Raw genomic sequence first — 13,451 nt, forward strand, 5'->3', positions numbered from 1 at the left:
CAGACCGCGGATTTTCATTTCACCCCATCCTCTAAATGCATTTCCTACGCTCATCCGAATCTTGTCTACACTTTGAGGGTTGTTAGCAGGAGTTCGCGTATTCATGTACCTCGTTGTTGAAGACGATCCCGTCGTCGGCAAAATTCTCAGACATCTGATCAAGCAAACGGTTGGAGACAACGTCGTGTATGCACGCTCCATGGCGGAGCTGAAATCGCAACTGGTGAAATATCAGGGACGCTTCCGGAGTGCGTTGGTCGACCTGGCGTTACCGGATGCAGAAGAAGGTGCGGCGGTTGAGGTGGTGATGCAGTGTGGCGTTCCTTGTGTGGTGTTAACCGCCAGTGAGGACCCGACGGCAAGGGACAAGTACCTGAAAGCCGGTGTTGCCGACTTCGTTAACAAGAACGGCCGCTATTGGTATCTCTATGCGGTACGTATGCTGCGGCGTTTGAGCCTGAATCAGGACATTAATGTCTTGGTGGTTGATGATTCCAAAATGTGTACCGCCACCATGCGACGGATGCTGGAGACCAACCGCTATCGCATTTATGAAGCCGTCAGCGCTGAGAATGCCTTGGAGGTGCTGGAGCGGCGTTCGGATATACATATTCTGGTGGTCGATCATGAGTTGCCGGGTATGAACGGTTTGGAGTTGGTGCAGTTCGTCCGTTACAAATACCCGGACAGGCCGCTGGGTATTATTGCTGTATCCGGATTGAACAAAGGACGCGAGCAGTTGACGGTGGACTTTATCAAGTCGGGTGCGGATGACTTTTTGCCAAAGCCGTTCGATCAGCAAGAGTTCATGTGTCGTATCACCAACAGCACCCAAGCCACTGAGGCGTTTCTGAAGCTGCAAGAGCAAGCTTCCAAGGATTACCTTACGGGTTTGTACAATCGACGCTACTTTGCCCAACAGGCAGGCCTACAGTTAGAGCGCTATCAAAGCAGCACCAATACTCTGGCATTGCTGGATATCGACTTCTTCAAAAAGATTAACGATGAATACGGTCATCAGGCCGGAGACATTGTCCTCAAGCGTTTGTCGGAAGAGCTGCTACAGGCATTTCATCAGTTGCTGCTTGCCCGTGTTGGTGGTGAAGAATTTGCCTTGTTGATGCCAACCGTACCATTGGACAAGGCGCAGGCGCTGATGGATGGCTTCCGTCAGCACATGGAGGGCATCGTGATCGACGTGGAAGACGGCGACTATCTGCGTATTACCCTTAGCATCGGCATTTGTGAATCGGCCAACGCTTCGGTTGAGCAAATGTTTTCTGTGGCAGACGAATGCCTTTATCGCGCCAAGATCGGTGGCCGTAATCAGGTGGTGGGCGTCGTCGAATAAACGCTCTGTCGTTGCAACAGACCGTCATCCTACTTGGGTTGGATTGTACCGGGACAGTGTATTCCCTATTGTGTCGGCATGAACCAAGGAGGATGTCATGTCCGAGCAAGATACCATTTTTGGCCAGATCGCCCGTGGCGAGGCCGACGCCAACATTGTGTTTGAAGACGAGCAGGTAGTTGCTTTCCGCGATCTTTTCCCTGCTGCCCCTACCCACATTCTGATCATTCCCCGTAAACCGATTCCACGCCTCTGTGACGCCGCTGCAGAAGATCAGCAGCTGCTGGGTCATATGCTGCTGGTTGCCAACAAGGTGGCTGAAGCAGAAGGTCTGGGCGACAAGTTTCGGCTGGTGATTAACAACGGTGCCGATGCCGGGCAGTCGGTGTTTCATTTGCACATGCACGTGATCGGCGGCCGCTCACTGACCTGGCCTCCGGGCTGAGGAGTGGTGACGATGAAGTTTGAATCGATACGGGCCCATCTGCACGACGGTCGTTATCTGGTTGTGGACGACTGGCAGTTGCAAGCTGGCCAGCACTGGGCCATTGCCGGAACCAATGGCAGCGGTAAAACCGTGTTGTCGGGCTTGTTCGGCGATCTGGTCCGACTCAGCCATGGTAGCGCGACGGATTTGCCTGACGACGTGGTGTACGTGTCTCTGGAGGCTCAGGCCGAGCTGATTGAGCATGAGCGCAAGACCGACGAAAGCGATATCACTGACATGGCCCACAAGGGCACGCTGGTGCGTGAACTGCTTGAGCCGGTCGAAGCCGTTGCCGAGCTGATCGATGGCCTTGGCATTCGCCATTTGCTGGATCAGGGCTTTCGGTCGTTATCCACAGGGGAGAGTCGCAAGGTGCTTTGGGTCAGCCGTTTGCGGGATGACCACGACCTGCTGGTTCTGGATGAGCCTTATGAGGGTCTGGATGCGAATAGCCGCGAATACGTCAAGCAATGGCTGGATCAGCTGGCGGCCAAAGGGCGCAACATCATCTGGGTGGCCAACCGCATGGATGAGCTGCCGGACTGGATTACTCACATTGCGTTTATCCACAACGCCGAGTTGGTCGCCAAAGGTGAGCGTCAGCAAGTGCTGGATATCCCCGAAGTGCATGCTCTGGTGGCCTTTGACCGTGAATTACCAGAGTTGCCTCCGGCACCGGCAGAGCCGTTGCAGCTGGAAGACGGTGACCCCTTGGTGCGTTTGATCGATGGCAATATCCGCTACGACGAACGCACGCTGTTCGACCAGCTGAACTGGGACATTCAGCCAGGCCAGCACTGGGCCGTTCAGGGACCCAATGGCTGCGGTAAAACCAGTCTTTTGCAAATGCTGACTGGGGATAACCCACAGTGCTATCGCAACAACTTGCGTCTGTTCGGCATTCAGCGTGGAACGGGTGAGTCGATCTGGGACATCAAGAAGCACATCGGCATTGTTTCGGCCTCGTTGCAGTGGCAGTACCGGGCAACCACCAATGTATTGAGCGCCTTGCTGTCAGGCTTGTATGACAGTATTGGCCTGTATAAATCGGTGGGAGACAGCGATAAAAAGCTGGGTCTGCAATGGCTGGAAATTCTGGGTTTGCGGGACAAGGCCAACAAGAGCTTGCAGCATCTGTCCTACGGGGAGCAGCGTCTGGTGCTGATTGGCCGGGCGCTGATCAAGCAGCCAGCCTTATTGATTCTGGATGAGCCGTGTCAGGGGCTGGATGATATCAGCCGTCATATGGTGCTGGCGTTTATCAATCGACTGGTCAGCCAGCAGCGCCTGACCATGCTTTATGTGACTCATCATGCAGATGAAATTCCGGCCGGCTTCCAGCATCGGTTGCAGTTTCAGCCGCAGCCAGATGGCGGCAGCGCGGTGCTTCTGAAGGGGCCTGAGACGGCATAACTGTCCGCCCGGAAGCCCAGGCCTCAGCACTTCAAGCCTCAGAAACAAACAGGGCCGCTATGCGATACAGCATGGCGGCCCTGTTTGGTTTGGCAGCAGCACTGAGTTGTCCGGTGCTCTGTGTTCAAAGCTTGTTAAAAGCCGTTATGGGTTTTGTGGTGCCTGGGCTACTTCCGGGTTCTGGATGGCTTGCAACTGGGCTTCCAGCTGTTGAATGCGTTGCTGTAGTGGCTGACGGATGCTGTCAGCCTGCTCACGGGCTTTTTGCACCAGTGCCAGGGTTTGATCCAGAAATGCCATGTTGCGCAGGTCACCGGCGTTCAGGGCCTCAGCCAGCTGATGCAGGTAGCTTTCAAATCGCAGCGCAGCATGCTCGGCGTCATCAATGTCCATGTTGATGATGCTTTCGGCTTCACGGCCAATGTACAAGGCATGTTGAGCGGCACGCAGAGCACGCAGACCCACATCGGTGGACAACTGGCGATTGCTGTATTGTTCGCGGATGGTGTCTTCAGCTTCCTCGGTGATGGCTTCGGCATTGCTGAAGGTTTCCGGAGCGTAGTCATCAACCCCTTCTTTCTCGGCCTTGGCGAGGGTTTGCAGGGCCGGACGCCAGTGGATTTCCAGCATGGTGTCGCGTTCCAGCTCGTCCATGTCGGCCATCAGATCGTTGATGTCCCCATCGATTTTTGCGGCTTTGCCTGCTTCGATCAGACGGGCCAGCTCCATAATCTGGCTGCGAATGGCGCGGTATTCTTTTGGCAGCACCTTGTCTGCCTTCACATCATCGAGCACGGCTTTCTGACGCAATACCTGCGACAGCAAGTCCCGCACCTGTACACGGGTGACTTCGGCGCTTTCTGCCAGTGTTAGTACCCGTGCGGATGCCGCGACGGAGGCTTCGCTGTTGGAGGCCAGGTCTTCTTTACGTGCGAGTTTGATGGCGTCGTTCATTTGCTGCCAGTGCAACGGCGTCAGCAAGGCGTAGTTTTCGCCCTTGGCTTTGGCAATGGCTTCTTCGGCTTTTTCGAGAGCCGATTGGGTATTACCGGTCAGTTGCTCGGCACGAATGGCAGCCTGGCTTTCGAGGCTGTCTTCATTGGCAATATGGCGGGTCGCACAGCCACTGGAGAAAATGGTGGCAGAGACGGTCAGTGCCAGCAGCAGCGATTTGAGCGGGTCGATCTTGAAGTACATCGGGGTCGGAATCCTCACGATACGGCACAGTCGTTATGCCGCATCGTCGTCAAGTAGGTCAGCTCAGAATAGTCACTCTGAGACTGACCGAAATGTGATCAGTTTCCTTATTCTGATCAGTCCAGCATGGATTTGTCACGAACGGCACCCTTGTCAGCACTGGTGGCGAACTTGGCGTAGGCCTTCAGGGCGGTGCTGACTTTACGAGGGCGCTGTTCTGCCGGTTTCCAGCCGATGGCGTCTTGCTCTGCGCGACGCTGATCCAGTTCTTCCGCGCTGAGCTCAACATTGATAGAGCGGTTCGGGATATCGATGTTGATGATATCGCCGTCTTTCAGCAGGCCGATGGCACCACCAGAGGCGGCTTCCGGAGAGCAGTGACCGATGGACAGACCAGAGGTACCGCCGGAGAAGCGACCGTCAGTCAGCAGAGCGCATTCTTTACCCAGGCCTTTGGACTTCAGGTAGGAGGTCGGGTACAGCATTTCCTGCATGCCCGGGCCGCCTTTCGGTCCTTCGTAGCGGATGATGACAATGTCACCGGCAACGATTTCATCGTTCAGAATGCCCTTAACGGCGTCGTCCTGGCTTTCGAAGATACGCGCACGACCCTGGAATACATGGATGGATTCGTCCACACCGGCGGTTTTCACCACACAGCCATCGAGGGCGATGTTGCCGTACAGAACTGCAAGACCGCCTTCCAGTGAGTAGGCGTTGTCGATGCTGCGGATACAGCCGTTTTCACGGTCGCCGTCCAGCGTTGGCCAGCGGGTGCTTTGGCTGAATGCGGTTTGCGTCGGGATACCTGCAGGGCCCGCTTTGTAGAACTGCACGACCTCTTCGCTTGGGTTGCGCATGATGTCCCACTTATCCAGCGCATCTTTCATGGTGGCGCTGTGAACGGTCGGCAGGTCATTGTGCAGCAGGCCTGCGCGATCGATTTCACCCAAAATGCCCATGATGCCACCGGCGCGGTGAACGTCTTCCATGTGGTACAGCGGTGAGTTCGGTGCCACTTTACACAGCTGGGGAACCACGCGTGACAGACGGTCGATGTCTTTCAGGTCGAAGTCGACTTCGGCTTCCTGAGCCGCAGCCAGCAGGTGCAGAATGGTGTTGGTCGAACCGCCCATGACGATATCGAGGGTCATGGCGTTTTCGAACGCCTTGAAGCTGGCGATGGAGCGAGGCAGTACAGACTCGTCGTCCTGCTCGTAGTAACGCTTGGCGTTTTCAACAATCTTGCGACCGGCTTCGAGGAACAGTTGCTCGCGGTCAGCGTGCGTTGCCAGTACTGAGCCGTTGCCCGGCAGGGCCAGGCCCAGCGCTTCAGTCAGACAGTTCATCGAGTTTGCGGTGAACATGCCAGAGCACGAACCGCAGGTCGGACAGGCGCTGCGCTCGTATTCGGCGACTTTCTCATCAGAGGCAGAATCGTCAGCCGCGATGACCATAGCATCCACCAGGTCGAGCTTGTGCTCAGACAGCTTGGTCTTACCAGCTTCCATCGGGCCGCCAGAAACAAAAATCACAGGGATGTTCAGGCGCAGAGCAGCGAGCAGCATTCCTGGGGTGATTTTGTCGCAGTTAGAAATACACACAATGGCATCGGCGCAGTGTGCGTTAACCATGTATTCCACAGAATCCGCAATGATTTCACGGCTAGGCAGGCTGTAGAGCATGCCGTCGTGGCCCATGGCAATACCGTCATCGACGGCGATGGTGTTGAATTCCTTGGCTACACCACCGGCTTTTTCGATCTCACGAGCAACCAGCTGGCCAAGGTCTTTCAGGTGCACATGGCCTGGCACAAACTGGGTAAATGAGTTCGCAACGGCAATGATGGGTTTCTGGAAATCATCGTCTTTCATACCGGTCGCGCGCCACAGGGCACGAGCGCCGGCCATATTACGACCACCGGTGGAAGTCTTGGAACGATACTCAGGCATGGTGTCTCTCTTTACTGCGTTTCAGGTTGCAGGCAGCTGCTTGGCACTCAGGTGAAGCAGCTATTATTTTGGGCCGCCGGGCTGCGAGTCGAGTCTGGGTGGAGCCGACGGCGGGGTCCCGAATGGCGAAAGGCCAACAGTTTATCAAAAGCCGGGCCGCGACGCAGTCTGTGCTGATGATTATTGCAGCAGGGGCGGAGCGCCATGCGGGTTTGGCTACTTGTCCCGGTCAGCAGCCATGATGTGGACAAGCAGGGACAATACGCAGTTATCCAGTGTTTCTGTGGATAAAAGTCGGGATAACTTTGGGGCAATGGTCCAGAACACCGATGCTACGGGTCTGTGATGGGATTCGTACGTTTTTTGATCAGTCCGGTGGTTTGTGGTTACTACCAATTGCCTTTCTAAAATCCCAATAAAATCAAAAACCTGCGAAAAGCCCTATACGACGCGGCTGAGCAAGGGAAAAACCCGGCCTTAGAATGGCGTTTTCAGGCCTGAAATATGCGCAGTGATTGTTTGAAAGTTGATCAATAGTCGTCGTTGCCAGAGCAGGGTAGAAATGTGGATAAGGTCAGGCTGTCAAGTCACAAGGTTGTGAATAACTCATGGATAAATTCAGGATAGCGGGTTAATAAGCAACAAAACGGCGAAAATGTTCGCTGTTTCCGGGTGCTCTGTTGCGCCTTTTGGATGGCAGTTATCAGAAAATGGCGCGAGTCATAAGCCGCCAGAGTCAGTCGCTGCATGTTGTCAGGAGGTTGCCGGAAAGCTGTCAGCGTTATGTAAGACAGTCGTCGTCAGGCCCCCTTTGTGACCAAACAGCAGCGGCTATTCTTCACCCGAGGGGCTGAATTTGAGATACTCCTGCCCCTTCTTCTAATACCAGATCTGATTCCCTGCTTATGAAACCGCAAATCGCCGAGTTATTGTCTGCTGCTGTTGTTCAACTGAAACAGGACGCCGTCCTGCCCGCTGATTTCGAACCCCGAATTCAAATTGAAAACACCCGCGACAAAGCGCACGGCGATCTGGCCACCAACCTGGCCATGATGCTGGCCAAGCCCGCTGGCAAAAAGCCACGTGACCTGGCCGATTTGCTAGTGGCAGCCCTGCCTGAGAACACGCTGGTGGAAAAAGTGGAAATCGCCGGTCCAGGCTTTATCAACTTTTTCCTGAGTCAGGAATCCACCGCGTCTCTGGTGAAAGCCGTACTGGAAGCAGGCGACGCCTACGGCCGCAACAATTCCGGCGAAGGCAAAAAGGTACAGGTTGAGTTCGTTTCTGCCAACCCGACTGGCCCGTTGCATATTGGTCATGGCCGTGGTGCAGCAGTAGGCGACTGTATTTGTCGTTTGCTGGAAGCCAACGGTTGGGACGTTACCCGTGAGTTCTACTACAACGACGCTGGTGCCCAGATCAACAATCTGGCGCTGTCTGTACAGGCTCGTTGCAAGGGTTTGACGCCGGACGACGAAAGCTGGCCTGCCGATGGTTACCGCGGTGAATACATCGTCGATCTGGCCAACAGCTACATGAATGGCGACACCGTTGAGTCCGAAGACCAGTCTTTCACTGGCGCCAAGGATGCCGACGACCTCGACGCGATCCGTCACTTCGCCGTAGCGTACCTGCGTCGTGAACAGGATCTCGACCTGAAAGCCTTTGGCGTCGATTTCGATGTCTACTTCCTTGAGTCTTCCCTGTACACCGAAGGCAAGGTAGAAGAAGCCGTCCAGACCCTGATCAACAACGGTTACACCTACGAAGACGGCGGCGCGCTGTGGCTGCGTACCACCGACTTTGGTGATGACAAAGACCGCGTCATGCGCAAGACCGACGGCGGTTATACCTACTTCGTACCAGACGTGGCTTACCACCTGAACAAGTGGCAGCGTGGTTTCTCCCGCGTGGTGAATGAGCAGGGTGCTGACCATCACTCCACCATTACCCGTGTGCGTGCTGGCTTGCAGGCGCTGAACGCCGGTATTCCACAAGGCTGGCCAGACTACGTACTGCACCAGATGGTGACCGTGATGCGTGGTGGTGAGGAAGTGAAAATCTCCAAGCGTGCCGGCAGCTACGTGACCCTGCGTGACCTGATCGACGAAGTGGGCCGTGATGCCACTCGTTACTTCCTGGCCGCTCGTAAGGCCGATGGTCAGTTGACCTTCGACATCGATTTGGCCCGTGAACAGTCCTCCGACAACCCGGTGTACTATATTCAGTACGCTCACGCGCGCGTGTGCTCCATCTTCCGCAAACTGGATGACGCTGGTTGGAGCTGGAACAAGGAAACCGGTCTGGCAGCACTGGACAAGCTGGAACTGGATTCCGAGAAAGAACTGATTGTAAAACTGGGTCGTTTCCCTGAAGTGGTTAAAGCCGCTGGCAAGTCCAACGAACCGCATCAGGTGGCCAACTATCTGAAGGAACTGGCGGGTGATTTCCACACCTACTACAACTCCGAGAAAACTCTGGTGGAAGACGAAGGCGTTCGTAATGCTCGTCTGACCCTGGCGGAGTCTGTGCGCCAGGTACTGGCCAATGGTCTGTACCTGCTGGGTGTGAGCGCGCCGGAAGAAATGTAAACGTGACGGTCATGGCGGCTTGTTAATATGGCCGCCTGACACGCCGTAGCAGAAGGACGCAGCAGGAAGTCGATATGTCTGAAAGCCGAATCCCCGGTTGGGTATGGGTGAGCACACCCGCATGTGCCATCGCCTTTGCCGGATTCCTGATTTACCTGAACACCCTGCCGTCCAGCGATGAAATGGAAGCGGTGCAGGGCGACGCCCGCAGTGTGTTGCAGCAGGGCATTGACCGCGCCCGTGATAAGGTGGCAGAAAAAGCCGCCGAGTCGATGGGCGAGGAAACCCAGGCCGCCTACGACTTCTACAAGCTGCTGGAAGAACAGAAAGTCGAAGCGCCCAAGGTCGAGGCTTACAAGTCGACTCCCAAAGGCGCAGCCACCCAATACCAGTACATCCTGCAAGCCGGTTCATTCCGCAACAGCGAAGACGCCGATCGGATGCGCGCCAACCTGCTGTTGCTGGGGCTGGATGCCTACCAGCAAGCCAGCGATAACGGCAATGGCGTCTGGAATCGGGTATACGTTGGTCCTTTCACCAATCGCTCGAAATTGAACAAGGCGATGGATATTCTGGTCAGTAACAACATCAGTCCACTGACACTGAAACGTCCACTGCCAACGGCAAGCAGCGACAATTAAGCGGTTCGTCCGGTATTCGCTTGCTGGCAGCTCACAGTCATTCCAACTGGAATACCGCGGAGACCGCCATGACCCAGCAAGCCGATACCCTCAGCTATACCTACCAGACACCGGAAGGCGTTCGTCAGGGCAGTTATCTGTACTGGCCCTGCACCGACGCCTCAACCAAAGCCCCGCCAGTACTACTTTGTGTTCACGGTCTGACCCGCAACGCCCGCGATTTTGATCCACTGGCGCAAGCCCTGACCGAACACTATCAGGTGATTTGTCCTGACGTTGCCGGCCGTGGCGACAGCGAATGGCTGCACAACCCGATGAACTACGGTTACCCGGTGTACGTGGCGCAAATGCAACAGCTGTTGCAGCAGTTGATGGTCAAACACGACGTCAGTGAGTTTGACTGGGTGGGCACCTCTATGGGCGGCCTGATCGGCATGATGCTGGCGGCGCAGCCAATTTGCCCACTGCGCAAACTGGTGATTAACGACGTCGGCTTTTTTATTCCCAAAGCCTCCCTCGACCGGCTGGCCGATTACGTTGGCAAATCCACTGATTTTCTCAGCATGGACGACGCCGAAGCCTATATCCGCGACATCGCTGCCTCATTTGGGCCGCTCACCGATGAACAATGGCAGCACCTGACCCGCTACAGCGTGGAAGAGCGTGATGGCAAGCTGCAACTGCGCTACGACCCTGCCATTGCCAACGCCTTTTCCGGCGTGCCCATGACCGACGTCGACCTGTCAGCGATCTGGCAAGCCGTGACCACCGATGTGTTGTTGATCCGGGGGGGCGACTCCGATTTGCTGTTACCCGAAACCGCGCGTGAAATGGCCTCGCAGGACAACGTACAGCTGGCGACCTTTGCGGGCATTGGCCATGCGCCGGCCTTGATGGCGCGGGATCAGATTCAGACGATCAAGCGCTTTTTAGTGGCGGCTGGCTAAAGCCCTCAAATTTGGCCATAACGCACACAAAGATGGCGTATTCAGGTCATTATCCGGTACCGTGGCAGCCACAATAAGGTTTCATGTCCGGGTTTGATCAGGGGAGTGCCGAATGCAGGCGGAAAACATCGAAATTCTGGAATTCCTGCGTCAGCATCATCCGTTCAAGGATCTTGATAACGCCATTCTGGAGCGCATTGCCGGCCAGACCGACGTGGCCTATTTCAAGGCCGGTACCCAGATTCTGAATTTTGGCGAAGCCATTACCGACTGGTACATCGTCCGTAGCGGTGCAGTGGAGGTCTATCGTCGTTCTGGTGAGCTGTACGACCGCCTGACCACCGGGGATTATTTCGGCCAGTTTGGTTTGTTGCGCAACAAGCGGATTCGTTTTCCGGCCAAGGCGCTGGAAGACACGCTGGTGTATCTGATTCCCGAGCCGCTGTTCAGCGAGTTGTTTGAAGAATACGAAACCTTTGCCGATCAGGTTGAGGTGGAAGACCGCACCCGTTTGCGCCAGGCGATGGCGCGTCAGGCCGACAGCAATCAGCTGCTGAGCGCCCCGGTTGAAACCCTGATGTTACGCGAGCCATTGACGGTGCCGGTGACCCTGTCGGTACGCGATGTGGCGATTCAGATGTCGGAGGAAAGCGTCAGCTGCGCTTTGGTGGTAACCGAATCCGATGATCAGCCGCTGGCGGCCAACCGGCTGGTGGGTATCGTTACCGACAAGGACATTCGCAACCGCCTGGTGGCTGAAGGCTTGCCCTACGACTCCAGCGTTGAAGACATCATGAGCACCCGCATTGCCAGCGTTGAGCACAATCAGTTTGTGTTTGAAGCGATGCTGATGATGCTGCGGTTCAACGTCCATCATTTGCCCGTGATGCGCCATGGTGTGCCGGTGGGGGTGGCTACTCTGCCTGATGTTATTCGCTATGAATCCCAAAACAGCCTGTTTGTGGTACGCAGTATTTTTGGGGCGCAAACCCTGGATGAGTTGAAAGCACTGCAACCGGACGTGCGTAATTGCTTCAGTCGCATGGTAGCGGAAGACGCTAATTCCCACATGATTGGCACCGCAATGGCGGTGATTGGTCGCAGTTTCAAGCAGAAGCTGCTGGAAATGGCCGAAGAAGAGTTTGGGCCGCCGCCGGTGCCCTATTGTTTCCTGGCGTTGGGCTCGATGGCCCGGGAAGAGCAGCTGATTGTGACCGATCAGGACAACGCCCTGATTCTGGACAACCGCTACGACCCCAAGCTGCATGAAGACTACTTTATCAAGCTGTCGAATTTCGTATGCGACGGCCTCGATGCCTGCGGCTATACCTACTGCCGTGGCGGCATCATGGCGACCAATCCAAAGTGGCGTAAAACCCTGCAACAGTGGGGCGACAGCTTCCTCGATTGGATCAATAACCCGGTGCAGGAAGTGTTGCTGAACAGCTTTATCTTTTTCGACCTGCAAGGGGTGTGGGGAGAAACCCAATGGGCTGAACAGCTGTCGGCGCTGGTGGCAGAAAAAGCCAGCCGTAGCCCCAAATTCCTCGCTTGTATGGCTCGTGGTGCGCTGGGACGAACGCCGCCGCTTGGGTTCTTCAAGGGCTTTGTGATGGAAACCGACGGTGAACACAGCCGCTCGATCAATATGAAACGCCGTGGCACAGCACCGCTGGCGGATTTGATTCGGGTGCACGCGCTGGCGGTGGCGAGCAAGTCGCATAACTCGTTTGATCGGCTCGACGACGTGATCGAAGCCGATATTTTACCGCCGGGCAGCGGTGCTGACCTGCGCGATGCGCTGGAGTTGATCGCCATGGTGCGGATTCGCCATCAGGCGCTGGATCTGGAAGCAGGTCGTGACCCGGACAACAGCATTGAACCCGACAACCTGTCCGATTTTGAACGCCGAACCCTCAAGGATGCCTTTCAGATTTTGAGCAACGCCCAGAAATACCTGAAGTTCCGTTATCAATTCGGACGGGCGTTCTGATGGCCGGCTTTCAACAACGCTTTGCCAGCAAGCTATCTGGCGGCGGTGCAGGGCCGGGCAATGAGCCCTGGCCGGTGTTTTTTGCCCGCATGGCCGAGCAGGCCCAGCACCCGTTGCTGAAACGGTTTTATGCTGCCGGAACCCCGGCCGGTGATACGCCACTGGCCGAGGTCCCGCTAGTAGCCATCGATTTTGAAACCACCGGCTTGGATGCCAGCAAGTGCGACATCGTCAGTGTTGGCATTGTGCCCATGACCCTGAACCGCATCTACAACCGTCAGGGGCGACATTGGTTGGTGCGGCCCCGTACGGCATTGTCTGCCGATTCGGTGGTGTTTCACGGCATTACCCACAGCGATATTGATAACGCACCAGATCTCAGCGAGCAGCTGGACGATATTCTCGAACACCTGCAAGGCAAGGTGGTGATTGCCCACTGTTGTAGCATTGAACGCAACTTTCTCGATATGGCGGTCAAGGCTCGTCTGGGCGAGGGCGTGGTGTTTCCAATGCTGGATACCATGGCTCTGGAAGCGGGCATTCAACGCCAGCCGACACTGATCGAACGAATGTTCGGTGCTCGGCGCAAGTCCATTCGGCTGGCCGACAGCCGCGAGCGTTATGGCCTGCCGTTTTATCATCCTCACCATGCATTGTCGGATGCGCTGGCCTGCGGCGAGTTGTTTCAGGCCCAGATCGCCCATCATTACTCCGCCGCCACCGCGATTGGCAATTTGTGGCAATAAGGCCTTTTCACCGATCAGGGCGCTCAGTGCTGACATTCTTGCCCTGCCAATAATCGGCCTGCCATGAATTGACCAGCGGCTTGCGCCATACTGAAACCTGTACGGATCACAATGGTGCAAACGATTCCGGGGT

10 protein-coding genes are annotated in these 13,451 nt (G+C 55.8%); 8 read left to right on the forward strand and 2 right to left on the reverse strand.

Features of this window, described 5'->3' with window-relative positions; genetic code table 11:
• Window positions 1-103 precede the first annotated feature (103 nt).
• The 3 genes from ACXADJ_RS16835 to ACXADJ_RS16845 all read left to right on the forward strand — a co-directional run bounded on the left by ACXADJ_RS16835 (window position 104) and on the right by ACXADJ_RS16845 (window position 3,251).
• Window positions 104-1,351 carry a diguanylate cyclase gene (locus tag ACXADJ_RS16835; protein WP_475068256.1) on the forward strand — a complete coding sequence of 416 codons (1,248 nt, stop codon included), beginning with the start codon at window positions 104-106 and terminating at the stop codon, window positions 1,349-1,351.
• Window positions 1,352-1,448: 97 nt separating this feature from the next.
• Window positions 1,449-1,796, forward strand: a complete 348-nt coding sequence (locus tag ACXADJ_RS16840) for a histidine triad nucleotide-binding protein (RefSeq protein WP_028293726.1) — start codon at window positions 1,449-1,451, stop codon at window positions 1,794-1,796.
• A 12-nt stretch (window positions 1,797-1,808) separates the two neighbouring features.
• Entirely contained in the window at window positions 1,809-3,251 is a 1,443-nt protein-coding gene (locus ACXADJ_RS16845) for an ATP-binding cassette domain-containing protein (RefSeq protein WP_475068260.1), read from the forward strand.
• A 144-nt stretch (window positions 3,252-3,395) separates the two neighbouring features.
• Here the strand turns inward: ACXADJ_RS16845 and ACXADJ_RS16850 are convergent, their stop codons facing one another.
• Together ACXADJ_RS16850 and ilvD are read right to left on the reverse strand one after the other, a co-directional pair.
• Complete coding sequence (locus ACXADJ_RS16850) at window positions 3,396-4,448, reverse strand: hypothetical protein (protein WP_475068262.1); 1,053 nt, start codon at window positions 4,446-4,448, stop codon at window positions 3,396-3,398.
• A gap of 116 nt (window positions 4,449-4,564) precedes the next feature.
• Window positions 4,565-6,400: a dihydroxy-acid dehydratase gene (gene ilvD, locus ACXADJ_RS16855; protein ID WP_475068265.1), complete on the reverse strand. Its 1,836-nt coding sequence runs from the start codon at window positions 6,398-6,400 to the stop codon at window positions 4,565-4,567.
• Window positions 6,401-7,305: 905 nt separating this feature from the next.
• Here ilvD and argS point away from each other — a divergent pair.
• The 5 genes from argS (at window position 7,306) to ACXADJ_RS16880 (ending at window position 13,318) form a co-directional block, all read left to right on the forward strand.
• On the forward strand, window positions 7,306-8,991 hold the full coding sequence (gene argS, locus ACXADJ_RS16860) for an arginine--tRNA ligase (RefSeq protein WP_475068267.1): 1,686 nt from the start codon (window positions 7,306-7,308) through the stop codon (window positions 8,989-8,991).
• A 74-nt stretch (window positions 8,992-9,065) separates the two neighbouring features.
• Window positions 9,066-9,632, forward strand: coding sequence for an SPOR domain-containing protein (locus tag ACXADJ_RS16865; RefSeq protein WP_475068269.1), 567 nt, complete (start codon window positions 9,066-9,068; stop codon window positions 9,630-9,632).
• A 68-nt stretch (window positions 9,633-9,700) separates the two neighbouring features.
• On the forward strand, window positions 9,701-10,579 hold the full coding sequence (locus tag ACXADJ_RS16870) for an alpha/beta fold hydrolase (RefSeq protein WP_475068270.1): 879 nt from the start codon (window positions 9,701-9,703) through the stop codon (window positions 10,577-10,579).
• A gap of 112 nt (window positions 10,580-10,691) precedes the next feature.
• A complete protein-coding gene (locus ACXADJ_RS16875; RefSeq protein ID WP_475068272.1) occupies window positions 10,692-12,572 on the forward strand; it encodes a DUF294 nucleotidyltransferase-like domain-containing protein in 1,881 nt (626 codons plus the stop codon).
• A complete protein-coding gene (locus ACXADJ_RS16880) occupies window positions 12,572-13,318 on the forward strand; it encodes a 3'-5' exonuclease (RefSeq protein ID WP_475068274.1) in 747 nt (248 codons plus the stop codon). The genes ACXADJ_RS16875 and ACXADJ_RS16880 overlap by 1 nt, the downstream gene beginning before the upstream one ends.
• Window positions 13,319-13,451 lie beyond the last annotated feature (133 nt).

The organism is Oceanobacter sp. ABM4_470, from assembly GCF_056158645.1.

Excerpts from the sequence above, each read along its gene's own strand:
- ACXADJ_RS16835 (WP_475068256.1), top strand. The coding sequence starts at position 104 with ATGTACCTCGTTGTTGAAGACGATCCCGTCGTCGGCAAAATTCTCAGA.
- ACXADJ_RS16840 (WP_028293726.1), top strand. The coding sequence starts at position 1,449 with ATGTCCGAGCAAGATACCATTTTTGGCCAGATCGCCCGTGGCGAGGCC.
- ACXADJ_RS16845 (WP_475068260.1), top strand. The coding sequence starts at position 1,809 with ATGAAGTTTGAATCGATACGGGCCCATCTGCACGACGGTCGTTATCTG.
- ACXADJ_RS16850 (WP_475068262.1), bottom strand. The coding sequence starts at position 4,448 with ATGTACTTCAAGATCGACCCGCTCAAATCGCTGCTGCTGGCACTGACC.
- ilvD (WP_475068265.1), bottom strand. The coding sequence starts at position 6,400 with ATGCCTGAGTATCGTTCCAAGACTTCCACCGGTGGTCGTAATATGGCC.
- argS (WP_475068267.1), top strand. The coding sequence starts at position 7,306 with ATGAAACCGCAAATCGCCGAGTTATTGTCTGCTGCTGTTGTTCAACTG.
- ACXADJ_RS16865 (WP_475068269.1), top strand. The coding sequence starts at position 9,066 with ATGTCTGAAAGCCGAATCCCCGGTTGGGTATGGGTGAGCACACCCGCA.
- ACXADJ_RS16870 (WP_475068270.1), top strand. The coding sequence starts at position 9,701 with ATGACCCAGCAAGCCGATACCCTCAGCTATACCTACCAGACACCGGAA.
- ACXADJ_RS16875 (WP_475068272.1), top strand. The coding sequence starts at position 10,692 with ATGCAGGCGGAAAACATCGAAATTCTGGAATTCCTGCGTCAGCATCAT.
- ACXADJ_RS16880 (WP_475068274.1), top strand. The coding sequence starts at position 12,572 with ATGGCCGGCTTTCAACAACGCTTTGCCAGCAAGCTATCTGGCGGCGGT.